Origin of the sequence: Pseudomonas karstica, assembly GCF_009707515.1 — a bacterium.
GTDB lineage: Bacteria > Pseudomonadota > Gammaproteobacteria > Pseudomonadales > Pseudomonadaceae > Aquipseudomonas > Aquipseudomonas karstica.
In genome coordinates this window covers 1-23459 of sequence record NZ_WLYI01000045.1, presented here as the reverse complement: position 1 = coordinate 23459, position 23459 = coordinate 1, and the positions used below count along the sequence as shown (strand labels likewise).

The 23459-nt window shown below is 58.2% G+C and carries 22 protein-coding genes and 2 pseudogenes; 11 read left to right on the top strand and 13 right to left on the bottom strand.

All coding sequences use genetic code 11. From position 1 onward, the window contains the following. Positions 1–45: 45 nt before the first annotated feature. Both GIR22_RS23785 and GIR22_RS23780 read right to left on the bottom strand, forming a co-directional pair. On the bottom strand, positions 46–1398 hold the full coding sequence (locus tag GIR22_RS23785; protein ID WP_154745718.1) for a GntP family permease: 1353 nt from the start codon (positions 1396–1398) through the stop codon (positions 46–48). Positions 1399–1482: 84 nt separating this feature from the next. Further along, complete coding sequence (locus GIR22_RS23780) at positions 1483–2016, bottom strand: gluconokinase (protein WP_154745717.1); 534 nt, start codon at positions 2014–2016, stop codon at positions 1483–1485. A 213-nt stretch (positions 2017–2229) separates the two neighbouring features. On the opposite strand from GIR22_RS23780, the gene gntR reads away from it, so the two are divergent. The 3 genes from gntR (at position 2230) to GIR22_RS23765 (ending at position 6217) form a co-directional block, all read left to right on the top strand. Continuing rightward, positions 2230–3261, top strand: coding sequence for an HTH-type transcriptional regulator GntR (gene gntR / locus GIR22_RS23775; protein ID WP_178122442.1), 1032 nt, complete (start codon positions 2230–2232; stop codon positions 3259–3261). 696 nt (positions 3262–3957) lie between these two features. Further along, positions 3958–4590, top strand: a complete 633-nt coding sequence (locus GIR22_RS23770) for a glutathione S-transferase family protein (RefSeq protein ID WP_154745715.1) — start codon at positions 3958–3960, stop codon at positions 4588–4590. A 217-nt stretch (positions 4591–4807) separates the two neighbouring features. Next, on the top strand, positions 4808–6217 hold the full coding sequence (locus tag GIR22_RS23765) for an MFS transporter (RefSeq protein WP_154745714.1): 1410 nt from the start codon (positions 4808–4810) through the stop codon (positions 6215–6217). A gap of 91 nt (positions 6218–6308) precedes the next feature. On the opposite strand, the pseudogene GIR22_RS26815 reads toward GIR22_RS23765, so the two are convergent. The 3 genes and pseudogenes from GIR22_RS26815 to GIR22_RS23755 all read right to left on the bottom strand — a co-directional run. After that, positions 6309–6740 (bottom strand): annotated as a pseudogene (locus GIR22_RS26815) (methyl-accepting chemotaxis protein); the annotation flags it as partial. 114 nt (positions 6741–6854) lie between these two features. Next, a pseudogene (locus tag GIR22_RS26810) lies at positions 6855–7628 on the bottom strand (PAS domain-containing protein); the annotation flags it as partial. A 377-nt stretch (positions 7629–8005) separates the two neighbouring features. Further along, entirely contained in the window at positions 8006–8875 is an 870-nt protein-coding gene (locus tag GIR22_RS23755; protein ID WP_154745712.1) for a LysR family transcriptional regulator, read from the bottom strand. A gap of 94 nt (positions 8876–8969) precedes the next feature. On the opposite strand from GIR22_RS23755, the gene gstA reads away from it, so the two are divergent. Together gstA and GIR22_RS23745 are read left to right on the top strand one after the other, a co-directional pair. After that, positions 8970–9572 carry a glutathione transferase GstA gene (gene gstA / locus GIR22_RS23750; RefSeq protein WP_154745711.1) on the top strand — a complete coding sequence of 201 codons (603 nt, stop codon included), beginning with the start codon at positions 8970–8972 and terminating at the stop codon, positions 9570–9572. Positions 9573–9890: 318 nt separating this feature from the next. Beyond that, on the top strand, positions 9891–10337 hold the full coding sequence (locus GIR22_RS23745) for a GNAT family N-acetyltransferase (RefSeq protein WP_154745710.1): 447 nt from the start codon (positions 9891–9893) through the stop codon (positions 10335–10337). 74 nt (positions 10338–10411) lie between these two features. Here GIR22_RS23745 and def read toward each other — a convergent pair whose 3' ends face one another. From def to GIR22_RS23730, 3 genes are all read right to left on the bottom strand, one after another. Beyond that, positions 10412–10951, bottom strand: a complete 540-nt coding sequence (def, locus tag GIR22_RS23740; RefSeq protein WP_154745709.1) for a peptide deformylase — start codon at positions 10949–10951, stop codon at positions 10412–10414. A gap of 3 nt (positions 10952–10954) precedes the next feature. Next, positions 10955–11899, bottom strand: coding sequence for a YihY/virulence factor BrkB family protein (locus GIR22_RS23735; protein WP_154745708.1), 945 nt, complete (start codon positions 11897–11899; stop codon positions 10955–10957). 180 nt (positions 11900–12079) lie between these two features. Further along, positions 12080–12265: a CsbD family protein gene (locus tag GIR22_RS23730; RefSeq protein WP_154745707.1), complete on the bottom strand. Its 186-nt coding sequence runs from the start codon at positions 12263–12265 to the stop codon at positions 12080–12082. A gap of 198 nt (positions 12266–12463) precedes the next feature. Between GIR22_RS23730 and GIR22_RS23725 the strand changes: the two genes are divergently transcribed. Then, the gene (locus tag GIR22_RS23725) at positions 12464–12841 is read left to right on the top strand and encodes a hypothetical protein (protein WP_154745706.1); all 378 of its coding nucleotides are present in this window, start codon (positions 12464–12466) and stop codon (positions 12839–12841) included. Between the two features lie 55 nt (positions 12842–12896). On the opposite strand, the gene fadD1 is transcribed toward GIR22_RS23725, so the two are convergent. Beyond that, entirely contained in the window at positions 12897–14588 is a 1692-nt protein-coding gene (fadD1, locus tag GIR22_RS23720) for a long-chain-fatty-acid--CoA ligase FadD1 (RefSeq protein WP_154745705.1), read from the bottom strand. Positions 14589–14910: 322 nt separating this feature from the next. Beyond that, positions 14911–16599, bottom strand: a complete 1689-nt coding sequence (gene fadD2 / locus GIR22_RS23715) for a long-chain-fatty-acid--CoA ligase FadD2 (RefSeq protein WP_154745704.1) — start codon at positions 16597–16599, stop codon at positions 14911–14913. Positions 16600–16807: 208 nt separating this feature from the next. Here fadD2 and GIR22_RS23710 point away from each other — a divergent pair, with 208 nt between their 5' ends. Together GIR22_RS23710 and GIR22_RS23705 are read left to right on the top strand one after the other, a co-directional pair. Then, positions 16808–17752, top strand: coding sequence for an alpha/beta hydrolase (locus GIR22_RS23710; RefSeq protein ID WP_154745703.1), 945 nt, complete (start codon positions 16808–16810; stop codon positions 17750–17752). Between the two features lie 71 nt (positions 17753–17823). Further along, positions 17824–18294 carry a MaoC family dehydratase gene (locus tag GIR22_RS23705; protein ID WP_154745702.1) on the top strand — a complete coding sequence of 157 codons (471 nt, stop codon included), beginning with the start codon at positions 17824–17826 and terminating at the stop codon, positions 18292–18294. Positions 18295–18394: 100 nt separating this feature from the next. Here the strand turns inward: GIR22_RS23705 and GIR22_RS23700 are convergent, their stop codons facing one another. Then, positions 18395–18862 carry a ferritin-like domain-containing protein gene (locus GIR22_RS23700; RefSeq protein WP_154745701.1) on the bottom strand — a complete coding sequence of 156 codons (468 nt, stop codon included), beginning with the start codon at positions 18860–18862 and terminating at the stop codon, positions 18395–18397. A 205-nt stretch (positions 18863–19067) separates the two neighbouring features. Between GIR22_RS23700 and GIR22_RS23695 the strand changes: the two genes are divergently transcribed. From GIR22_RS23695 to GIR22_RS23685, 3 genes are all read left to right on the top strand, one after another. Further along, a complete protein-coding gene (locus GIR22_RS23695) occupies positions 19068–19304 on the top strand; it encodes a DUF3820 family protein (RefSeq protein ID WP_008056784.1) in 237 nt (78 codons plus the stop codon). A gap of 12 nt (positions 19305–19316) precedes the next feature. After that, complete coding sequence (locus GIR22_RS23690) at positions 19317–20495, top strand: aminotransferase class V-fold PLP-dependent enzyme (RefSeq protein WP_154745700.1); 1179 nt, start codon at positions 19317–19319, stop codon at positions 20493–20495. A 203-nt stretch (positions 20496–20698) separates the two neighbouring features. Next, on the top strand, positions 20699–21601 hold the full coding sequence (locus tag GIR22_RS23685) for a DMT family transporter (RefSeq protein ID WP_154745699.1): 903 nt from the start codon (positions 20699–20701) through the stop codon (positions 21599–21601). On the opposite strand, the gene GIR22_RS23680 is transcribed toward GIR22_RS23685, so the two are convergent. Beyond that, on the bottom strand, positions 21589–22806 hold the full coding sequence (locus tag GIR22_RS23680; protein ID WP_154745698.1) for a class I SAM-dependent methyltransferase: 1218 nt from the start codon (positions 22804–22806) through the stop codon (positions 21589–21591). The two genes, GIR22_RS23685 and GIR22_RS23680, sit on opposite strands and share 13 nt — an antisense overlap. A gap of 41 nt (positions 22807–22847) precedes the next feature. Then, positions 22848–23459, bottom strand: a 612-nt coding sequence (locus tag GIR22_RS23675; protein WP_154745697.1) for a TPM domain-containing protein, incomplete at its 5' end; no start/stop codon positions are given.

Here is a 23459-nt window from a genome sequence, read left to right as displayed (position 1 = left end):
CTGTAGGAGCGAGGCGTCCCTCTCGCTCCTACAGTTTTTCAGGGTCTAGACCACCAGTGACAGCAACATGATGAAGCCCAGCGCCACGATGGACAAAATGGTCTCCATCGCCGTCCAGGTCTTGAACGTCTCGGCCACGGTCATGTTGAAGTACTGCTTCACCAACCAGAATCCTGCATCGTTGACGTGAGACAGAATCAACGAGCCCGCCCCTGTCGCCAGCACCAGCAGTTCCAGGTTCACGCCCGGTACCATGCCGACTACTGGCACCACGATGCCCGCGCCGGTAATGGTTGCCACGGTCGCCGAACCGGTCGCTATGCGAATCACCGCCGCCACCAGCCATGCCAGCAGGATCGGGTTGATCTGCGCCGTCACCGCCATATGGCCGATCACGTCACCCACACCGCTGGTCACCAGCATCTGCTTGAAACCGCCACCGGCACCGATGATCAGGATGATCGCCGCGGTCGGCGCCAGGCTGGCGTCCAGCAATTTGAGAATCTGCTTGGAACCAATACCCTGGCGATGGCCGAAGGTGTACAGCGACAACAGCAACGCCAACAGCAAGGCGCTGATAGGGTGGCCGATCATGTCCATCCAGTTGCGTGCCATATGGCCGTCTGGCAGGGCAATGTCGGCAAAGGTTTTCAGCAGCATCAGGAACACCGGCAGCAGCACGGTGATCAGGGTCACGCTAAAGCTTGGCAGGGTGCTGGAGTCCGACTCGCGAGCCAGTTGGTCCACCAGTTCCTGTGACGGATTGCCCGGAATGTACTTGGAGATAAACGTACCGTAGAGCGGGCCGGCGATGATGGCCGTCGGCAGCGCAACGATCAGGCCATAGAGAATGGTTTTACCGATGTCGGCACCAAACACGCCAATCGCCAACAGTGGGCCCGGATGCGGTGGCACCAGGCCGTGGACCGCCGACAGGCCGGCGAGCAATGGGATGCCGATCTTGATCAGCGACACGCCGGTACGCCGGGCGACGATAAACACCAGCGGGATCAGCAGTACAAAGCCGATCTCGAAGAACAACGGAATGCCTACCAGGAACGCAGCGAACATCATCGCCCACTGCACCCGCTCCTTGCCAAAGGCGCGAATCAGGGTCTGGGCGATCTGATCGGCGCCGCCGGATTCGGCCATCATCTTACCGAGCATCGTACCCAGCGCCAGGATAATCCCGACAAAGCCGAGCACCCCGCCGAAACCGTCCTGGAAGGCTTTGATGATCTTGTCCACAGGCATGCCCGAGGTCAGGCCAAGAAAGCCTGCGGCGATGATCAACGCAATAAACGGGTGGACTTTGAACCGAGTGATCAAAACGATCAGCCCGATAATGGTAACCACTGCATCTAGCAGCAGATAGGACTCATGGGACATGCCAAACATGGGGGTCTCTCCTGTTTGTTGTTGTTATTAAAGCGGGTGTTGAATTTCATGCCGGCAGATAGCGCTATCTTTTCCGGCAAACCATTATTTGATGGGTTCAAAGCCGTGTTTCAGCCACCAAACGTTGGTTTGTCTGGCCAGTTCCTCAACACTGTCTTCGCTGGCGTTCAAGGCCAGGGTCAGCGGCTCGCCCACCGGGGATTCGAGGGTGGCGAACTGGCTGTCGAGCAGGCTCGCTGGCATGAAATGGCCCGGGCGATGGGAAACACGCTCGGCAGCGACCTCACGGGTCAGTTCGAGGAAGACAAAAGCCAGCCCTGGCGCAGCTTCGCGCAAGTGATCGCGGTATTTTTTCTTGAGGGCTGAGCAGGTGAGGACCGGATGCTGGCCGGCTTTAAGCGAGCGGCGCAGTTCATCACACAGAATATCGAGCCAGCCGGCACGATCGTCGTCATTGAGCGGATGGCCGGCACTCATCTTTTCGATATTGGCGGCCGGGTGAAAGCTGTCGCCTTCGATAGCGGTGGCGCCGTTCAACTGGCACAGGGCCTCGCTGACGCTGGACTTGCCACAGCCGGAAACACCCATGATGACCAGGGCGGTAACAGGTTGACTCATGAAACACCTCAGGACGCAGATAGCGCTACCTTTGCCAGCCCTAAGGCTAGTGCAAAAACAGGCTTTTCCCGCGCCGTCTTGTCATTTTTATGGAGTGACGCGTGCATCCTCTCCAAGAACTTGAACGCGAATCAGGCAACTCGATGTTCAAGGATTTGCAGGCTTCTGGAGACAGCGCTACCTTAGTGCCTCGATTTTTGTTTGGCAAGCCGCCTGATGACTCCCAAGAACGATAAAAATACCCGCACGACGGGACGCCCTACCCTGAATGAAGTCGCCCGCCTGGCTGGCGTCAGTCCGATTACCGCCTCCAGGGCACTGCGTGGCATCAGCACCGTGGCCACCGAACTGGTGGAAAAAGTCCAGAAAGCCGCCGCCGAACTGAGCTATGTGGTCAACCCCGCCGCCCGCGCCCTGGCCTCGGCCCAGAGCCAGTCGGTGGTGGTGCTGGTGCCGTCGCTGTCCAACCTGCTGTTTATCGAAACCCTGGAAGCGATTCATCAGGTACTACGGCCCAAGGGCTTCGAAGTACTGATCGGCAACACTCACTATTCCCGGGATGAAGAAGAAAACCTGCTGCGCAACTACATGGCCTATCAGCCACGGGGCTTGCTACTGACCGGGTTTGATCGCACCGAAAGCGCACGACGCATGGTCGAGTCCAGCAATGTGCCATGCGTGTATATGATGGACCTGGACCCCGGCGCCGGCCTCAACTGTGTCGGTTTCTCGCAAACCAGCGCCGGCGAAACCGCAGCTGCGCACCTGATTTCTCGGGGCCGCAAACGCCTGGCCTATATCGGCGCGCAACTGGACCAACGCACTCTGTTGCGCGGCGAAGGCTTTCGTCGTGCCCTGCAACAGGCCGGCCTGTACGACCCGGCCCTGGAACTGCTGACACCACGCCCGTCGTCGGTGGGCCTGGGCGGCGAACTGTTCCTGCAATTGCTGGCCAGCCATCCGGATGTGGATGCGATCTTCTTCGGCAACGACGACCTGGCCCAGGGTGCCCTCCTGGAAGCCCTGCGCCATGGAATCAAAGTGCCGGAACGCGTGGCAGTGCTGGGCTTCAACGACCTGCCCTCTTCCTCCTTCATGGTGCCGCGGCTGAGCAGTATCAGCACGCCGCGCGAAGCCATCGGCAAACGGGCAGCGGAACATTTGCTGACGCTGATGGCGGGCAACAAGATTGCCAAGCCGGTGGTGGACATGGGGTTTGAGTTGAAAGTGCGCGAGAGTAGCTGACGGCCAAACTCGGCCAATGCGGGAGCTGACTTGCCTGTGATGGCCGCCGCCTCAAGAACACCCTGGTTCCTGTAGCCGCCCGCTGTCGAGGCACGAGGCTGCGATAAGGGCCGCAGGACCTTCAGCAATCTCAAGGCCCCAGGCGTCTGCTGCGCAGCCGATCGCAGGCTGCGCCAGCGGCTACAGGGGATCGGCGCGGTCCTTGTAGCCGCTGTCGAGGCACGAGGCTGCGATAAGGGCCGCAGGACCTTCAGCAATCTCAAGGCCCCAGGCGTCTGCTGCGCAGCCGATCGCAGGCTACGCCAGCGGCTACAGGTGATCGGCGCGGTCCTTGTAGCCGCTGTCGAGGCACGAGGCTGCGATAAGGGCCGCAGGACCTTCAGCAATCTCAAGGCCCCAGGCGTCTGCTGCGCAGCCGATCGCAGGCTACGCCAGCGGCTACAGGGGATCGGCGCGGTCCTTGTAGCCGCTGTCGAGGCACGAGGCTGCGATAAGGGCCGCAGGACCTTCAGCGATTTCAAGACCCAAACGACTGCTGCGCAGCCGATCGCAGCCGATCGCAGGCTGCGCCAGCGGCTACAGGATGAGCAAGCTGGTGGACCAGGAAACACCACGCAGCTAACGATCATGTCTCGCCGTTCCTCCTGGCCCCTGCTAAATTGCCCGCTGCCAATTCATCATTGCCAGGGAAGCACCATGGGCCATTCGCTGAAAGTCTTGGGTCGCACCTCATCCATCAACGTGCGAAAAGTCCTTTGGACCTGCCAGGAATTGGGTATCCCTTACGAGCGTGAAGACTGGGGCATCGGTTTCACGCCCACCCAGTCACCCGAATTCCTGGCCCTGAACCCCAACGCCCAGGTACCGGTGATCCTCGATGAAAACGGCGTGCTGTGGGAATCCAATACCATCTGCCGCTATCTGGTTGGCCTGCACCAACGTCATGACTTGCTGCCCGCCGAGCCAGGGCCACGGGCCAAGGTCGAGCAGTGGATGGACTGGCAAGCCACCGAGCTCAACCCCTCCTGGGGCTATGTATTCCACGCACGGGTGCGCAAAAATCCGGACTTCCAGGACCCCCAACGCCTCGCCGACGGCGTGCGCGGCTGGAACGACAAGATGGGTTTGCTGGAACAACAGTTGGCAAAAACCAACGCCTATGTGGCCGGCAATGATTTCACACTCGCCGACATCCTCATCGGCCTGTCGGTACACCGCTGGCGGATGACGCCTATGGAGCACCCGTCCTACCCTGCTGTCAGCACCTACTACGAAAAGCTTAGCCAACGCCCAGGCTTCCAGACCTTCGCCCTCGACGGACACAACTAAGGATTACTCAGGACTCAATGTATTGCTCACCTATTCAACAACCGCTTCAAGCGCCTGGACCTGATCACTTATTGACCCCCCTGGAACCATAAAATCCTGAAATCCAAAAGCTACCGGCAATAATTCAGCGAATATGCCGGTGAAACCCTCAAACTTCACAAGCGCTGATTTCCGATAGCAAGCTAAGATTCCAGCTCACTACCTGGAATGTCCCCTCATGCCTTCACTCTCTACCCCAGACGCCATCGACCCGATCCGCGCCGCTCATATCAGCGCGCGCATTGACCGCTTGCCCGCCGTTGCCAGCGTGTGGCGTCTCGTGGCGTTGCTGTCGATTGGCGGTTTTTTTGAGCTGTATGACCTGTTCCAGACCGCTTATATCAGCCCTGGCCTGATCAGCGACGGCATTTTCCACACCGGTAGCCAAGGGGTGTTTGGCTTCTCCGACCAGGCAGCGTTTGCCTCGGCGACCTTCCTTGGGCTGTTTCTCGGTGCTAGCCTGCTCAGCCCGATTGCCGACCGTTTGGGTCGGCGGACGATCTTCACCTTTGCGTTGATCTGGTACACCGTCGCCACGGTGTTGATGGGCATCCAGAGTTCGGCGCTGGGGATTATCTGCATGCGCTTTCTAGTGGGCATCGGCCTGGGTATCGAGTTGGTGACCATCGACGCGTACCTCTCGGAGCTGGTGCCCAAGCGCATGCGTAGCTCGGCGTTTGCCTTTGCGTTTTTCGTGCAGTTTTTGTCGGTACCGGCGGTGGCGTTGATGTCGTGGTGGCTAGTGCCCCAGGCACCGTTCGGGATCTCTGGCTGGCGCTGGGTGGTGTTGGCCAGTGCGGTGTTTGCCTTGTTTATCTGGTGGCTGCGCGCAAGGCTGCCGGAGTCGCCGCGCTGGCTGGCGCAAAAAGGCCGCTTTACCGAAGCCGGGCAGATCATGGACAACCTGGAAGCGCGCTGCCAAAAGGATCACGGCAAGCCATTGGATGAGCCGGAGCCTGAGGCGGTCAGCGTCCAGGGCAGCGGGCGTTTTGCCGATATCTGGCAACCGCCGTACCGCCGTCGGGCGTTGATGCTGATTGTGTTTCATGTGTTCCAGGCCATCGGCTTTTTCGGCTTCGGCAATTGGTTGCCGGCACTGCTCTCGGGCCAGGGTGTGAGCGTGACCCACAGTTTGATGTACGCCTTCATCATCACCCTGGCCTATCCGCTGGGGCCACTGTTGTTCATCAAGGTCGCCAACCGCTTTGAGAACAAATGGCAGATCGTCGGCTCGGCCATGGGCGCGATGATCTTCGGCAGTCTGTTCGCCTTGCAAAGCAGCGCCCTAGGGCTGGTGGTGTGTGGGGTAATGATCACCTTCTGCAACGCCTGGCTGAGCTTCAGTTACCACTCCTATCAAAGCGAACTGTTCCCCACCAACATCCGCGCCCGGGCGGTGGGGTTCTGCTATTCGTTCAGCCGCTTGTCCACGGTGTTCAGCAGCCTGTTGATCGGCTTTTTCCTGGAACATCTGGGCACGCCGGGCGTGTTGGCGTTTATCGCCAGCAGCATGTTGATCGTGATGATCACCATCGGTTGGTTCGGCCCGCGCACCCGCAACCTGGCGCTGGAGAATATTGCCCACTAGCCGCGTTGCCAGACAACGGTAAACACAGCTTAAAAGTGTAGGAGTGACGGCGCCACTCCCACACTTTTATCGTGGTTATCCAGTAGATCGGTTACTGCAGTTGCAGCGTCGAGTTGAACTGACTGATCGCATCCACTACATGCCGTGAGCCTTCCTGAATCTCCAGGATCACCTGCCCCGCCTCATTAGCCAGCTCCACCCCCAACCCGGTGCGACTCAGGCTCGATTTCATGCTCGACACCGCGCTCAGCGACAGGTCGTGGTTCTTGCGCACCACCTCGACAATCTCCACCGTCGCCTGGCTGGTACGCGCCGCGAGGCTGCGTACCTCATCGGCCACTACCGCAAAGCCTCGGCCATGTTCACCGGCACGGGCCGCTTCAATTGCGGCGTTGAGTGCCAGCAGGTTGGTCTGGTCCGCGATGCCACGAATGGTCTGGACTATCTTGCCGATGATGTCCGACTGCTTGCTGACCGCATCGATGCTCAGCGCCGCCTCGTTGAGGTCACGGGAAATTTCTTCGATGATCTGCACGGTTTGCTGCACCACTTGCGACCCCTTGCGGGCGCAGGCGTCGTTTTGCACCGACGTGCTGTGGGCCGATTCGGCGGCGGTGCGCAGGGTGGTGACTTGATGGGTAATGTCACTGGCAAACTTCACCACTTTGTACAACCGCCCGCTGGCATCGAAGATCGGGTTGTAGGAGGCTTCGAGGAATACTGTCTGCCCGTACTTGTTTTTGCGTTCAAAGCGATGGGAGTGATATTCGCCGCGATTGAGCGATGCCCAAAATGCCTTGTAGGCCGGTAAATCGGTTTCGCTGCGATGGCAGAAGAGGCTGTGGTGCTGGCCGACGACTTCGTTGAGGGAGTATTGCACTGTCTTCAGGAAATTATCGTTGGCATTGAGGATCTCGCCCTGCGCAGTGAATTCGATCATCGCCATGGAGCGGCCGATGGCGTCGATCATGCTCTGGTTTTCATGTTCGCGGTGTACCCGCGCCGAGATGTCCGAGGCCACCTTGATCACACTTTGCACTTGGTTGTCGGGCCCCAACACCGGCATATAACTGGCCTCAAGCCACACCTCCTGACCGCTTTTGTTCAAGCGCATGAAGGTACCGCTGATGGGCTCGCCCCGAGCCAGGTCACTCCATAACTTGCTGTAGGCAGCACTGCGGTAGAAGGACTCCTCGCAGAAAATCCGGTGATGTTTGCCACGAATCTCCTGCGCACCATAGCCCATGGCTTTGCAGAAACTTTCATTGGCGTTGAGCACCACACCGTCACGATCGAACTCGATCATCGCCATGGATCGGCTGATAGCAGCCAGCTTGGCGTTGGTTTCGGTCAGCGCGCTGGCATAACGCTCGATTTCCAGCAGGTCGGATTTGTGTCGACGGTTAAACATGTTCGGGGCACCTTCAGCGCTGTCTTTGAATAACGGTAGGTTCTTGGATTTTCCTCTGTACCGCGTGCCAAAAAAACAGACAACCGCAGCCGTCCAGAGACAGGTCAGGTGACAGAAAGGATGGTTAGTGGGGCAACACGCTTATCAAGTCATCCTTGTCTTGAAGGCCCCTTCCGGGACCCGCTTGAACCTGCAAAATAAAATCCATTTAACCCAACGTTCCTTTTTCCTGGCGCCTTGAAGTGCGCGCTCAATGCATCCACGGCCGCCATAGTACCTATGTGCCACTATGGAAAAAACTCCCGTGACACTTCACATGGCAGAGACCGTAGTACTTTCGAATGAGCATAGTCAGCGCTTGGCGCCATGCAAGGCCATTAATTAGCCATCATTTGTAACAACGCATTCACGGCAGCCGAGGGTTCCCGGGTGCGTGAGGTGACCAAGGCAAATTCGCGGTGCACCGGACAGGCCAGCGCCATGACGCGCAAGCCCTGGCGCTGGGCAGGCAGGGTCATCTCGGGCACCAGGGTCACGCCGACGCCTTCGCGTACCAGGCTGAAAGCGCTGTTCCACTCCCTCACTTCCACGCGAATGTCATGCAGTTGCAGCCCGGCTTCAGCCGCAAGGCTACGGGCATTGACAGTACAGCCGCCGGTGGCCAGTACAAAGGGTTGCCCAAGCAATGCTTCCAACTCAACCGGCGCCTCGACCGGACGACGGGAAAACGGGTGGTCCATTGGCAGCACCGCCACCCAATTATCCCGCCCCAGCACCGTGGCCTTGCGCTCGGGGCTGGGGTTGAGCACCACACCGAGGTCGATCAAATCCGCGTCGAGCAAGGTATTGACCTCATCGTCACTGACCTCGAGGGCCGTCACCTCGATACCGGGATACAACTGGTTGAAACGCCGCAGCAGGGGCGGCAGGAACGCCGCCAGTACCATGGGGAAACTCGCCAGGCGAATGGTTCCGCGCAACATGGGCCTGGACTCGTCCACGGTTTGACGGATGGTTTGCAAGGCCGCCAGCATCACCCGCGCCTGCTCGATCACTTGTAGGCCCAACGCCGTGGGCAAGGTACGACGGCTTTCACGGGCGAACAACTGGGCACCCAGGGCAGCTTCCATAGCGGCCATGGCCTGGCTCGCGGCGGATTGAGTCATGCCAACTCGCTCGGCTGCCGCCGTGATACTGCCGTTATCGGCCACAGCGACCAGGAGACGCCAGTGCATCAGATTCATCATCCAGTAGCTTTCCTTATGGATAAGATCTTAAGGATTAATTTTACCTACGGTGCCATACCCGCAAAACTGGCGTAAACCCCGAAGGAGTCTCCCGATGAAGTTGTATTACTCTCCCAATGCCTGCTCCCTGGCCGCTCACATCGTGTTGCGCGAACTGTCTCTGCCGTTTGAACTGATCCGCGTCGACAACCAAAAAAAAATCACCGCCAACGGTGACGATTTTTTGCAGATCAACCCCAAGGGCTACGTGGCGGCATTGCAATTGGACAACGCAGAGGTACTGACCGAGAGCGCCGCGATCTTGCAGTATCTGGCAGACCTGGTGCCGCACACCGGACTGGCCCCGGCCAATGGCAGCTGGGAGCGCGTACGCTTACAGGAGTGGCTGAACTTTGTTTGCAGCGAGATTCATGGGGGCCTGGGAGTGTTGTTCAACGCGGCCATCCCGGAGGAGGTCAAGACGCTGTTCAAGGTCACGTTATTCAAGCGTTTTACGATTCTGGTGCAGGCATTGGAGCACCAGGTTTACTTATTGGGAGAACAATTCACGGTGGCAGACGCCTACCTGTTTGTGGTGCTGCGCTGGGCGGCGTTTTTTGAGATTGATCTACAAAAGTGGCCGGCGTTGGCGAAGTTTCAGCAGCGGGTCGGCAGGCGTCCAGCGGTAGTTGCTGCGCTGGCCGCGGAAAACCCATGACCTGAAAACCTGTAGCCACCGAGCCACGAAGCAGCGATGGGGAAGCAGGACCACATCACAGCCTCATGCCTGGGCAGCGGCTACAAATCAATGACCAAACAAGCCCGTTTCTGACTTCTTGGCTTTTTTATCCGCGCGTTTTTCATCGGCGGTCTTTGCCGGTTTCTTCTTCGCGGCTTTCTTTGAATCCATGCCTTTGGCCATGATGCGTGCTCCACTTACAGGGAATGTAGCAAGGGGTATAACACCTATTGTCCAGCAGAAGGTGCTTTGCCCGACTTATAATCCTCGGCCCTTGATTACGCCTGTCGACATACCATGCCCGAGTTGCACATCAATCTGTTGGCAGAGCCACTTTGGCCGTTGCTGAACAAATTTTACCGTCGCCACCATTCGCCAATGAAAGCCCTCAAGGGCGGACAGTTGTGGGTGGCCAAACACAGCGAAATTGTGGCCGGCCTCTGCCTGAGCCCGGTGGTGGGCGGGCAATGGTTGACCGGGTTGTTTGTCGACCCATCGCTGCGTGGTCAGGGACTAGCGGCAAGATTGATCCGCGAAGCCGTTGCGCCCCTCGAGGGCACCGTGTGGCTGCTCTGTCATCCAGAACTGGAAGGGTTTTATCAACGCTTGGGTTTTACCCAGGACACACCACTGCCCCAGTCCCTGGCGGAACGGCTGGTGCGCTACAAACGCAATAAGCCGATGATTGCCATGGGCCTTGATCCCAAGGCGAAGCAGGTAGCGTTGGCGAGTCGGACCGGATGACGTTGCGGTTTGTGAAACAGGCCAAATAACTCAAGCGGGCATGCTCAATCTGGGAGCTGCGTTGTGTCAGTGGATTACTCGTCAGCCGTAGGGTCCATCTCGGGGAACATCACCTCGATAAACCCGAACTTGCTGAAATCGCTAATCCGCGACGGATACAACCGACCAATCAAGTGATCGCATTCATGCTGCACCACCCGCGCATGGAAGCCATCGGCAATGCGCACAATCGGTTCGCCCTTGGGGTCAAAGCCTTCATAGCGAATCTGTTGATAGCGATTCACCGCTCCACGCAGGCCCGGTACCGACAAGCAACCTTCATAGCCCTCTTCCAGCAGCGGACTCAGCGGCGTGATCAACGGGTTGATCAGGATCGTCTGCGGCACGGCCGGGGCTTGCGGGTAACGTTCGCTGCTTTCGAAACCAAAGATCACCAATTGCAGATCAACGCCAACCTGCGGCGCGGCCAGGCCGACGCCGCCGACGTGTTCCATGGTCTGGAACATGTCGTCGATCAACTGCCACAACTCGGGGCTGTCGAACATTTGCGGTGGAACCGGGGGCGCAATGCGCAACAGGCGCTCATCACCCATTTTCAGGATGTCACGGATCATGGTTCAGACTTCGTCAGTAGTGGGTTTGAGCGAATGGTCCCGGCCAAGGCCGGAAACTTGCGGTTGGTCGTCGTGTTCGCCGAAGTCCTTTTCACCAGGGTCCTTGCCTTCGGCCGACATGTGTTCGATCACGGCGTTCATCTCTGCCCCCAGCAACAGCACGGCGGCAGAGATGTAGAAGTATAAGAGCAGGACAATGATCGCACCGATACTGCCATACATGGCGTTGTAGTCGGCAAAGGTTTTAACGTAGTAACCAAAGCCCAGGGACGCGACGATCCACACCACCACTGCCAATACCGAGCCTGGGGTAATGAAACGAAATTTCTGCTTCACATCAGGCATCACGTAGTACATCAAGGCCACGGCAAACATCAGCAGGATCACAACCAACGGCCAGCGCAAGATGGTCCACAGGGTGACCACGAATTCCTGCATGCCAATCTGCCTCGCCAGCCACTCCATGACTTGCGGCCCGAGGACCATCAACGCAGCGGCGGCCAACAGCATGCCGGCAATGCCCACGGTGTAGAAAACCGACAGCGGAAAGCGCTTCCAGATCGGCCGGCCCTCAACCACATCATAGGCAGCATTCATCGCGCTCATCATCAGGCGCACGCCCGCCGAGGCGGTCCACAGCGCAATGACGATACCTACCGACAGCAGGCCGCCCTTGGATTGCTGCAACTGATCGATCACCGGGTTGACCTGTTCCAGGGCCTGGGGCGGCAATACCAATTCGGACTGCAGGCGCAGCCAGGTAAAAAAGTCCGGCAGGTGCAGGAAACCAATCAGGGCAATCAGGAACAACAGGAAGGGAAACAACGAGAATAGCATCTGGTAGGCCAGTGCCGAGGCGTAGGTGGGCATCTCGTCATCGAGGAATTCAGTGACCGTGCGCAACAGCACTTTGTGCAAGGGCAGGCCTTTTAATACCGGGAAAATCATAGCGTCTCCTTTCGCCGCAAAAGATTGAGTTCGTGGGCGACTCAGGGGCCGTTTTCTACATCAAGGTAGCCTATTTGACGACCTTGAAACAATTTCGAAAGGTTAATCACTGCACGTGACACAAAAACGGCCATCCGTGGATGGCCGTTGGACTGTTCGCTGCAATCAGCCAGAACCGTCTTATTCGGTGGCTTTCTTCACCGCGTCCTTGGTCTTGCCAACGACTTGTTGGGCTTCGCCTTTCTTCTCCTGAATTACACCTTCGGCACGTAGCTTGTCGTTGCCAGTCACTTTACCAATACCTTGCTTGACGTTGCCCACAGCCTCATTCGCCAAACCTTTTACCTTATCTGCAGTACTGCTCATGGTATTTCTCCTGAGAACACCAAGGGATTCGCTCATTGCGTAAAGGTTGACCCTTGGCCGTCTTACAGAGTTTCATTTATTTTTAACCGGACATTTCATCGTTGCGCGCAGGTTGGGCTTTATGTTTTGCGGCTAACCCACGAGAATGCCCGGCACATTCAGGCTAAAACGCTGAATACCTGATCCCGTAGGAACGTTATGAAACTCGATAAAACCCAAGCCATCGCCCGCAGAAACCAAGAACTGGGCGGTGCCGTGCTCGGCGTCAACAACTGCCACTTCGCCGACCTGGACCGCAAACGCAATATCTGGTGGTTCGACCTGCCAGTGAGCCGGATTGGCGTGGGTCAGTACGAGTGGATTCACTTGCTGATGCACAACGCCGACAGCGACCAGTTGCTGCACTTGAAGGTGCCAACGGCGTTTTTGCGCGAGAAGCTCGAAGGGTTGGTGGTGCGCAATGCCGGCAAGCGCAAGCCGGAGATCACCCTGGAGTTGAGTGCGGACAAGGACTCGCTACTGAAGGATGTGCGCCCGGCGGGCGCCGGTGTGAGCTTCGCGCAGTTCATGCTGTAGGAATCGCGACCAACAAAAAGCCCCGCATCCGCGGGGCTTTTTGTTGGGTTCTGGGTTACTTCTTCAAGCCCAGCTTCTTCAGTTCTTCATCCCGCAACTCGCGGCGCAGGATCTTGCCAACATTGGTGGTCGGCAGTGCATCGCGGAACTCCACGGCCTTGGGCACCTTGTAGCCGGTGACGTTGGCGCGCATGTGCTCCATCACCTGATCCTTGGTCAGGGTGGCACCCGGCTTGACCACGATGAAGATCTTGATATGTTCCCCGGACTTTTCGTCCGGCACACCAATGGCCGCACACTGCAGCACACCCGGCAGGGTAGCAAGCACGTCTTCCAGTTCGTTGGGGTAAACGTTGAAGCCGGAGACCAGAATCATGTCTTTCTTGCGGTCGACGATGCGCATGTAGCCGTCAGGCTGGATGATCGCGATATCGCCAGTCTTCAACCAGCCTTCGCTGTCGAGGATTTCGGCGGTGGCATCTTCACGCTGCCAATAGCCTTTCATCACCTGTGGGCCCTTGACGCACAGTTCACCAATTTCGCCCAGCGGCAACTCGACGCCGTCATCGGAGATGACCTTGCACAGGGTCGAGGGCACCGGAATGCCGATGGTACCGATCTGGATATGCTGGATCGGGTTGACGGTAGCCACCGGGCTGGTTTCGGTCATGCCGTAACCTTCGCAGATGGAACAGCCAGTGACCGCTTTCCAACGCTCGGCCGCTGCCAGTTGCAGGGCCATGCCACCGGACAGGGTGACTTTGAGCGCAGAAAAATCCAGTTTGCGGAAGGCGTCGTTGTTGCACAAAGCAACGAACAACGTATTCAGGCCGACAAAACCGCTGAACTTCCACTTCGACAATTCCTTGACCATCGCCGGCAGGTCACGCGGGTTACTGATCAGGATGTTGTGGTTGCCGATCAGCATCATCGCCATGCAATGAAAGGTGAAGGCGTAGATGTGGTACAGCGGCAACGGGGTGATCAGGATCTCGCAACCTTCATTGAGGTTGGAGCCCATCAATTCCTTGCACTGCAGCATGTTGGCCACCAGGTTGCGGTGAGTCAGCATTGCACCTTTAGCCACGCCGGTGGTGCCACCGGTGTATTGCAACACGGCGACCTCATCGCTATTGGGGCTGACTTCGTTGACCGGCTGGCCTGCGCCCTTGGCCAGGACGTCGTTGAACTTGATCGCCTTGGGCAAGTGAAAGGCCGGGACCATTTTCTTCACGTACTTGATGACGCTGTTGATCAGCAGCCGCTTGAGCGGCGGCAACAGGTCGGCCACTTCGGTGACGATCACATGCTTGACGGACGTCTTGGGTACGACCTTCTCCGCCAAGTGGGCCATGTTGGCCAGACAGACCAGGGCCTTGGCCCCGGAGTCGTTGAACTGGTGTTCCATTTCCCGCGCGGTATACAGCGGGTTGGTATTGACCACGATCAGCCCGGCGCGAATGGCACCGAATACTGCTACCGGATATTGCAGGACGTTGGGCAATTGCACGGCGATTCGATCACCGGGCTGCAAGTCGGTATGCTGTTGCAGGTATGCGGCAAACGCTCCGGACAGCTCAAACAACTCACCATAGGTGATTGTCTTGCCCAGGTTGCTGAAAGCCGGTTTGTTGGCGAAGCGCTGGCAGGACTGTTCCAGTACCGCCTGAATATTCGGATACTCGTCTGGATTGATGTCGGCAGCAATCCCGGCAGGGTACTTATCCTTCCAAAAGTCTTCGATCATGGAAGCCCACTCCTCAGCGACGCGAATTCATTCATCGCATTTGATGCGATTATTATTTGTTTGTGTTTTTTAGGGTGATTCTGGCTGTTTCAAGCAGGCCGAGATGTCACAAAGCGCGCCGAGAGTAGCAGCTTTGCCAAAGGCCGCCTAGAGCCAAAAGCGGCCCCCACAGTCACAAACATGACTCATGGATTACAATCGGTCACTTTTAGAGCAAAAATTCTATATATTGGAAAACGGCTCTGGAATGGGCGGGATAGAGCCGTTTAGCCACAAGCTGCAAGCTAAAGCAGAACTGCTCTTTCTTGCAGCTTGCCACTCCCTAAGCTGTATCGCGCAATTCACGTCGCAAGATCTTGCCCACTGGCGTCATCGGCAGCGAGTCTCTGAGCACAATGTGCTTGGGCACCTTGTAGCCGGTAAAGTTAGCCTTGCAGTAGCTCTTCAACTCCTCAAGGCTGACGCCTTGGGCCCGAGCCACCACAAACAGCTTCACCGCTTCCCCGGTGCGCTCGTCCGGCACGCCGATCACCGCACAGTTGGCGACGCCCGGGTGGGCCATGACCACGTCTTCAATTTCGTTGGGGTAGACGTTGAAGCCCGAAACGATGATCAAGTCCTTCTTGCGATCCACGATTTGGATAAAACCATCGGCGTCGATGACCGCGATGTCGCCGGTCTTGAGCCAACCTTCGGTGTCCAGGGTTTCGGCGGTTGCGACCGGCTGCTGCCAATAGCCTTTCATCACTTGCGGGCCCTTGACACACAACTCGCCCCGCTCCCCCAACGGCAACTCCACCCCGTCATCGTCAATGACCTTCATTCCCGTACCGGGTACCGGAATACCTACAGTGCCCAAGCGAGATAAGCTGCCATAAGGGTTGGTACTGGCCACTGGCGAGGTTTCGGTCAGGCCATAGCCTTCGCCGATCGAGCAACCGGTCAGTTGCTTCCAACGTTCGGCGGTAGCCTTCACCAACGCAGTGCCTCCGGAATTGGTGATTTTCAGGTGGGAGAAATCCAGCGTCTTGAAGTCCGGGTGATCCATCAGCGCCACAAACAACGTGTTAAGCCCTAGCAGGCACGAGAAACGCCACTTTTTCAGCTCCTTGATAAAACCGCCAATGTCCCGGGGGTTAGTGATCAGCACATTGTGGTTGCCCGTCACCATCATGCACATGCAATTCGCGGTGAAAGCATAGATGTGGTACAGCGGCAGTGGCGCAATCATCACCTCCTGCCCTTCCCTGACCAAAGGTTGGCCATCGTCGGCGATCTGCGACATGCAAGCCCGCACCTGCTGCATGTTGGCGACCAGGTTGCCATGGGTAAGCATCGCTCCCTTGGCCAGGCCAGTGGTGCCGCCGGTGTATTGCAGCACGGCAATGTCATCCAGCGTGACCGGATGGCGAGTAATCCCCAGGCCCGCCCCCAGGCGCAAGGCTCGCTTGAAGGAAACGGCCTGGGGCAAGCTGTAGGCCGGTACCATTTTCTTCACCTTGTCGACCACGGTATTGATCAACCAGCCCTTGGCGGTGGGCATCAGGTCGCCCATTTTCGCTTCGATCAGGTACTCGATCTCGGTATCGGACGTCACTTCCTGAACCCGTGAACCAAACAGGTTGAGGTAGACCAATGCACGAATACCGGCATCCTTGAACTGGTGACGCATTTCCCGCGGCGTGTACAACGGGTTGGTGTTGACCACGATGAGCCCGGCGCGCAGGGCACCGAACACGGCAATCGGGTATTGCAGGACGTTGGGCATCTGCACCGCAATGCGGTCGCCCGGCTTGAGGTCGGTGTGCTGTTGCAGGTAACCGGCGAACGCCCCGCTCTGACGCTCAAGCTCGGCGTAGGTCAGTGTGATCCCCATGTTGCTGAACGCCGGACGATCGGCAAAGGTCTTGCAGGAACGCTCGAAGACTTCGATCACCGACTTGTAGACGCTCAGGTCGATGTCCGTAGGAACGCCCGCCGGGCGTTTGTCATTCCAGAAATCAGGTTGCATTATTCTTATCCTCTTACCTGAGTGTGTCCGACCGCTTTGTGCTGCGATGAAAAGCGGAGCTTTGGGGACGTTAGCAGCTATGACCAAACAGGCAAATACACAGAAATGCGTCATTGATTATATGAATCTTGTCCCTGAGGCCTGGCTGGTCCGACGGCCATCAGCAGATGAGCTATACACAGCAACGACCCCGAGCAAAGGAAGCGCCATGAACCACACCACTTTCTGGCTGACCGCGAATGACCGCAGCCGCCTGTACGTCAACCGATGGCTCCCGGACGGGCCGCCCAAGGCGTTGATCATGCTGGCCCATGGCATGGCCGAGCACAGTGGTCGCTATGCCCGCCTGGCCGAAGCGTTGTGTGGTGCCGGCTACGGTTTGTATGCTCCCGACCAGCGCGGTCACGGCCGCACGGCGGACGAAGGCACCCTGGGACTGTTCGCCGAGCACGATGGCTGGAACAAAGTGGTGGGTGACCTGGCCAGCCTCAACCAGCACATCGGCCAGCAGCAACCGGGGCTACCGATCATTTTGCTGGGCCACAGCATGGGCAGCTACATTGCCCAGGCCTACCTGTTGCACCACAGCGCCAGCCTGCACGGGGTGATTCTCAGTGGTTCGAACTTCCAACCGGTGGCGCTGTACCGCTCGGCCAAAGCGATCGCTCATGTCGAACGCCTGCGCCAAGGCCTCAAGGGGCACAGCGCGCTGATCGATTTTCTGTCGTTCGGCTCGTTCAACAAGGCGTTCAAACCCAACCGCACCGCGTTTGACTGGCTCAGCCGCGACCCGATTGAGGTCGACAAATACATCAATGACCCACTTTGCGGCTTTCGCTGCACCAATCAGCTTTGGATCGACCTGCTGGGCGGCTTGCAGCAAATCAGCAAAGCGTCCAATCTCGTGCAGATCGACCCGGGCCTGCCAATCCTGGTGATGGGCGGTGAATGTGATCCGGTCAGTGAGGGCAAGCGTCTCAAAAGCCTGACCCATGCCTTGCGTGAAGCCGGCTGCCAGAATCTGCAACTGAATATTTACCCACAGGCGCGTCACGAATTATTCAACGACATCAACCGCGATGCCGTCACAGCCGATGTGCTGGGATGGCTGGCACAGACCGTCAACCGGCGCCGCCCTGCACGCTGCGAATGAACAAAACAAAAATACTTTCGTTTAAAATCAACGAATTGAGATTATTGATTAGCCACAGGATGCACCACTAGATGACCCAGGTTACCAACACTCCATACGAAGCCCTCGAAGTCGGCCAGACCGCCAGCTATAGCAAAACCGTCGAAGAGCGCGATATCCAGTTGTTCGCAGCGATGTCCGGCGACCACAACCCAGTACACCTGGATGCCGAATTCGCCAAAGCGACGATGTTTAAAGAGCGAATTGCCCACGGGATGTTCAGCGGCGCGCTGATCAGTGCGGCGGTGGCTTGCGAGCTGCCTGGGCCGGGCACGATCTATATCGGCCAGCAGATGAGCTTCCAAAAGCCGGTGAAAATTGGCGACACCCTGACCGTACGTCTGGAAATCCTAGAGAAGCTGCCCAAGTTCCGGGTACGGATCGCCACGCGGGTGTTCAACCAACGTGATGAACTGGTGGTAGATGGTGAGGCGGAAATCCTCGCACCACGCAAGCAGCAAGTCGTGACCTTGACCGAGTTGCCGGCCATCAGCATCGGTTGATTGCTGACGGCGATCCAGCGATATGTAAATGCGGGCTCGCTCGCGATTGCGCTGTAGCCGCTATCGCGAGCGAGCCCGCATGTGTGATCTCAGCTACGACTCAAGACTGAGCACGCGCCTGGTTACGCAGGGCTTTCACTTGGTCGTGGTTACGTTGTACGCCGTGGAACTGACGCTCAACCAGGTCACGAATACCCAGCAGGTTGTGCTGGTTGATCTTCTCGATCGCTTCTTTGTACGCCTTCAATGCGTGGTCCTCTCCGCGCTCGGCTTCGTTCAATACAGCCTCTTCATCCTTGCCGGTCACCATCGACTTCACGTCGACCCAACCTCGGTGCAGTGCACCGCTGACGCTGCCAGAATCCTGCGGATCACCCCCCAGGGCACGCACGGCGGCCTGCAGTTCGGCAGCGCCCGTGGCGCAATCGAGAGAGCGCTGTTGAAACAGCGCCTTGAGCTCTGGATGCTTGATGTCTTCGGCGCAGGTCTTGAAACCTTCCTGGCCGTCCCTGCTGGTCTCAATCAGGTCATTGAGTACAGAGATCGATTCTTTATTGATGTCAGTCATTTTTCAATTCCTTCGCGGGTTATGAAACATGACTTATGGGTTGCATCGCTCGTGCCAGGCCATTAAATACAATTTAACTGTTAAATATCAGTAAGTTATAAATATACAGAAAGTCTGTATCCGCGCTATTTGCATGATCTGTCATTTGGCCTGCATGCAGAATGCCTGTATTTTCCAAGCCATCGACTCCAGTGCCTGAACCCTTATGAATCCCGAAAAACTCGAACTGCTGATCACCCGCCAAATGCCCTTCGGCAAGTACAAGGGGCGGATCATCGCCGACCTGCCGGGCCCCTACCTGAACTGGTTTGCCCGTGAGGGGTTTCCTCACGGTGAACTGGGTGGCCTGCTGGCCTTGATGCAGGAAATCGACCACAACGGCCTGTCCGAACTGCTGGAACCGCTGCGCGCCAAACACGGCAAACCTGCCCCGCGTCACTAACAGAGCCCGACCATGCAACCCACCGACGAAAATTATTGGCACACCATTGCCCAGCGATACGACCTGGAACCCGGCCCGATCAATTTGGAAAACGGTTACTTTGGACGCATGAGCCGCGCAGTGCTGGAGCAGTATCAGGAGCACGTTGCCTTTATCAATCGCAGCAACTCCGTGTATGCGCGCCAGCGTTTCGAACAAGGAGAAAACGTCGAGATCCGCCGCCAACTGGCCGAATTGATCGGCGCCGAGCCCGAGGCCGTCGCCCTCACCCGCTGCGCCTCCGATGCGCTGCAAGCGCTGATCCGCAACTACAACCGCTTGCAGCCTGGCGACCAAGTGCTGATCAGCGACCTGGAATATGACACCGTCAAAGGCGCCATGCGCTGGCTGGCCCGCCACCGTGGTGTGGAGGTGATCGAACTGGCCCACACCCATCCCGCCAGCTTCGACAGCCTGGTGCGGACCTACCGCGAGGCCTTCACCCGCTACCCGCGCCTGAAACTGCTGGCCCTGACCTACGTCACCCACCGCACCGGCCTGGTCATGCCCGTGGAGGCCATTGCCACGGCGGCCAGGGAGCATGGAGTCGATGTCATCCTCGACGGTGCCCACGCCCTGGGCCAGATCGAGTTCAACCTGGCGCAACTGGGCATTGCCTTTGCCGGCTTCAACCTGCACAAGTGGATCGGCGCACCGCTGACCCTGGGATTTATCTACATCGACCCGACGCGACTGGCCGACATTGATCCGGACATGGGCGAGTCCCACTATCCAGCCACCGACGTGCGCGCCCGCACGCCTTACAGCACGCCGAACATTCCGGCACTGATGACCTTGCCACTGGTGTTCCAGGAGCATCGCTTGCTGGGCGGTGCCAGGGCCAAGGGGGCACGGCTCAATTACTTGCGGGATTTATGGGTACGCCAGGTCCGGTCGTTACCAGCAATTGAGGTGCTGACGTCGGATGATCCGCGGCTGTATTGCGCGATTACGGCGTTCAAGTTCCGTGGGCAGGTTGATCAGCAAGTCATGGCGGATCGGTTATTGAATGAATACAACCTGTTCACCGTGACCCGAAGTGGCGCAGCGTTTGGCAGTTGTATTCGGGTAACGCCTGGGCTGGCGACGTCGGCGGCTGAGATTGGCGTTCTGGTCAGGGCGCTGACTGAACTGGGTGCGCTCACGTATTGAGGTGGCCCCGAGGGCGGTCCTGCGGCCCGCATCGCAGCCTCGTACCTCGTCAGCGGCTACAATCCATCGCGGCTTCAGGCCTCGTCAGCGGCTACAGGTAACTAACTGTACGGATAAATCCGTACCTAGCTGTAGGCCTCCGCTTTGTGGGCTTTGTGGCTAGATGAAGAACCACTTCCGGCCCTTCAGATTCAGGTCCCGACATGAGCTCCCGCGAAAACACCGGCATGGCCCTCGGCCTGCTTGGCGTCATTATCTTCAGCCTGACCCTGCCCTTCACCCGCATCGTGGTGCAGGAAATCCATCCATTGCTCAATGGCCTGGGCCGGGCGTTGTTCGCGGCAATTCCGGCGGCCTTACTGTTGCTGTGGCGCCGCGAGCAGTGGCCGACCTGGCGCCAGGTCCGTGGCCTGACACTGGTGATTGCCGGGGTAATCCTCGGCTTCCCGGTGCTATCGGCCTGGGCCATGCAAACCCTGCCAGCGTCCCATGGTGCGCTGGTCAATGGGCTGCAACCGTTGTGCGTTGCGTTATATGCGGCGTGGTTGTCCCACGAGCGGCCGTCAAAAGCCTTCTGGGCCTGTGCGGCGCTGGGCAGTGCACTGGTGTTGAGTTATGCGCTGATCACCGGGGCCGGCAGTATTCAAACCGGCGATTTACTGATGCTCGGGGCCATTGCCGTGGGCGGCCTGGGTTACGCCGAGGGCGGCCGGCTGGCCAAGGAGATGGGCGGTTGGCAGGTGATCTGCTGGGCGCTGGTGCTGTCGACGCCGGTGTTGATCGGTCCGGTGCTCTACCTGGCAATCCAGCATGAAGGGCCGATTTCCACGCGCACCTGGTGGGCGTTCGGGTATGTCTCGCTGTTTTCCCAGTTCTTCGGCTTCTTTGCCTGGTACGCCGGGCTGGCCATGGGCGGCATCGCCCGGGTCAGCCAGATTCAACTGTTGCAGATTTTCTTCACCATCGCTTTTTCAGCGCTGTTCTTTGGTGAGCAGATCGAGCCGATTACCTGGCTGTTTGCCTGTGGGGTGATTGTCACGGTGATGCTGGGACGCAAGACGACAGTGCAACCTGCGCCCGTGGTGATTGCCGCTCAGGGCAGGTAGCCGTCTGCCCGCAACAGGGTTTCCAGGCAGTGCTCGGTAATGCTGTAGAACGCCTTCAGCTCCTGGATTTTTACCTGTAGTTGCGCATTGTCCAAAGGCTCGGCGCGCTTGACGGCCAGGATCATCTTGTTCTTGTTGGTGTGCTCCAGGGAGATGAACTCGAAGACTTTGGTCTCATAGCCACAGGCTTCCAGGAACAACGCCCGCAGGCTGTCGGTGAGCATTTCCGCCTGCTGCCCCAGGTGCAGGCCATATTGCAGCATCGGCTTGAGCAGCACCGGGCTCTGGATCTGCAGGCGAATCTGTTTGTGGCAGCACGGCGAGCACATGATGATCGACGCGCCAGAGCGAATGCCGGTGTGGATCGCGTAGTCGGTGGCGATGTCGCAGGCGTGCAGCGCAATCATCACATCCAGCTCACTGGGAGCCACGCTGCGCACATCACCGCACTTGAATACCAGCCCTGGATGTTCCAGGCGAGCAGCGGCGTTGTTGCACAGGCTCACCATATCTTCACGTAATTCAACACCGGTCACCTGGCTCTCGGCCTTGAGCGTATTACGCAGGTAGTCGTGGATGGCGAAAGTCAGGTAGCCCTTGCCCGAGCCGAAGTCCGCGACCCGCACCGGCTGGTCCAGCTTCAAGGGTGACGACGTCAGCGCATGGCTGAAGACCTCGATGAACTTGTTGATCTGCTTCCATTTGCGCGACATCGCCGGGATCAACTCGTGCTTGGCGTTGGTTACGCCCAGGTCGGCAAGGAACGGGCGGCTCAAATCGAGGAAGCGATGCTTCTCGCGATTGTGCTCGGCGCCCGATGCTTCGCGCAGTTGCTGCGGCTTGCTTTTGAACAGCGAGCTTTTGTTCTTCTTGCTGTATTCGAGCTGGGCTTCGTCGGTGACAGACAGCAAGTGCGCGTTTTTGAACGACGCCGGCAACAGCTCGGCAATCGCTGCTACGCCATCGGACAGAGAGAAATTCTTGGTGATGTCACGGGTCTTGTAGCGGTAGACGAAGGACAGGCAAGGTTGGTCCTTGACCGTCGTCGGCTTGATGATCAGCCGTTGCAGGTCCGCTTCACTGCCGACGTACTTGGCCAGCACCAGCTTGATAAAGGCATTTTGCTCAAGGCTGGCGCCCAGCAGTTCCAGGAACTGCGCGTGATGATCCGGCGCAAGGCTGGCAGGTTTAGCGGTGACAGACATGAACAAAAACGCCTCGGGCAGGGAATGCCGGGAATTTTACACTACTCCAACACCACCAACCGATTCGGCAGCTCATTGCGGGTCTGTGTCACCGGCACATGCACCTTGAGCAACTCCCCACAGGCTTCAATGCAGGAGATAAACCCGGCCAATGTCTGCCCCTGCTTCACCTGCAAGGTAAACGTCTTGACGATGGCATCCCAACTGCTGTCGTCCAGGCGCTTGGAGATACCGTCATCCACCAGGATCTCCACATAACGCTCGGCCTCGCTGACAAAAATCAGTACCCCGGTGCTGCCCAGGGTGTGGTGCAGGTTCTGCTCCAGGAACTGCCGGCGCGCCAGGTTGGAAGCCCGCCAATGGCGTACGGAACGTGGAATCAGGCGGGTGGTGACCTTCGGCAAGCGAAACAGCAGGCAGAACACGATGAAAGTCGCCCATTGCGCCAGCAGCAAGGTGTGCATGGTCATCCAGCCGCACAGGTAATGAATGATCCCCGGCACCACCAGCGCCAGCAAACTGGCCCACAGCAGCGGGATATAGGCGTAGTCATCGGCCCGAGCCGCCAAAACGGTCACCAGCTCCGCGTCGGTCTGTTGCTCGACCCTGGCGATCGCTTCGGCGACCTGGCGTTGTTCGTGCTCATTCAGTAA

Coding starts and splice junctions, on each gene's coding strand:
- GIR22_RS23785 (WP_154745718.1), bottom strand. CDS start 1,398: ATGTTTGGCATGTCCCATGAGTCCTATCTGCTGCTAGATGCAGTGGTT.
- GIR22_RS23780 (WP_154745717.1), bottom strand. CDS start 2,016: ATGAGTCAACCTGTTACCGCCCTGGTCATCATGGGTGTTTCCGGCTGT.
- GIR22_RS23770 (WP_154745715.1), top strand. CDS start 3,958: ATGGGCCATTCGCTGAAAGTCTTGGGTCGCACCTCATCCATCAACGTG.
- GIR22_RS23765 (WP_154745714.1), top strand. CDS start 4,808: ATGCCTTCACTCTCTACCCCAGACGCCATCGACCCGATCCGCGCCGCT.
- GIR22_RS23755 (WP_154745712.1), bottom strand. CDS start 8,875: ATGATGAATCTGATGCACTGGCGTCTCCTGGTCGCTGTGGCCGATAAC.
- gstA (WP_154745711.1), top strand. CDS start 8,970: ATGAAGTTGTATTACTCTCCCAATGCCTGCTCCCTGGCCGCTCACATC.
- GIR22_RS23745 (WP_154745710.1), top strand. CDS start 9,891: ATGCCCGAGTTGCACATCAATCTGTTGGCAGAGCCACTTTGGCCGTTG.
- def (WP_154745709.1), bottom strand. CDS start 10,951: ATGATCCGTGACATCCTGAAAATGGGTGATGAGCGCCTGTTGCGCATT.
- GIR22_RS23735 (WP_154745708.1), bottom strand. CDS start 11,899: ATGATTTTCCCGGTATTAAAAGGCCTGCCCTTGCACAAAGTGCTGTTG.
- GIR22_RS23730 (WP_154745707.1), bottom strand. CDS start 12,265: ATGAGCAGTACTGCAGATAAGGTAAAAGGTTTGGCGAATGAGGCTGTG.
- GIR22_RS23725 (WP_154745706.1), top strand. CDS start 12,464: ATGAAACTCGATAAAACCCAAGCCATCGCCCGCAGAAACCAAGAACTG.
- fadD1 (WP_154745705.1), bottom strand. CDS start 14,588: ATGATCGAAGACTTTTGGAAGGATAAGTACCCTGCCGGGATTGCTGCC.
- fadD2 (WP_154745704.1), bottom strand. CDS start 16,599: ATGCAACCTGATTTCTGGAATGACAAACGCCCGGCGGGCGTTCCTACG.
- GIR22_RS23710 (WP_154745703.1), top strand. CDS start 16,808: ATGAACCACACCACTTTCTGGCTGACCGCGAATGACCGCAGCCGCCTG.
- GIR22_RS23705 (WP_154745702.1), top strand. CDS start 17,824: ATGACCCAGGTTACCAACACTCCATACGAAGCCCTCGAAGTCGGCCAG.
- GIR22_RS23700 (WP_154745701.1), bottom strand. CDS start 18,862: ATGACTGACATCAATAAAGAATCGATCTCTGTACTCAATGACCTGATT.
- GIR22_RS23695 (WP_008056784.1), top strand. CDS start 19,068: ATGAATCCCGAAAAACTCGAACTGCTGATCACCCGCCAAATGCCCTTC.
- GIR22_RS23690 (WP_154745700.1), top strand. CDS start 19,317: ATGCAACCCACCGACGAAAATTATTGGCACACCATTGCCCAGCGATAC.
- GIR22_RS23685 (WP_154745699.1), top strand. CDS start 20,699: ATGAGCTCCCGCGAAAACACCGGCATGGCCCTCGGCCTGCTTGGCGTC.
- GIR22_RS23680 (WP_154745698.1), bottom strand. CDS start 22,806: ATGTCTGTCACCGCTAAACCTGCCAGCCTTGCGCCGGATCATCACGCG.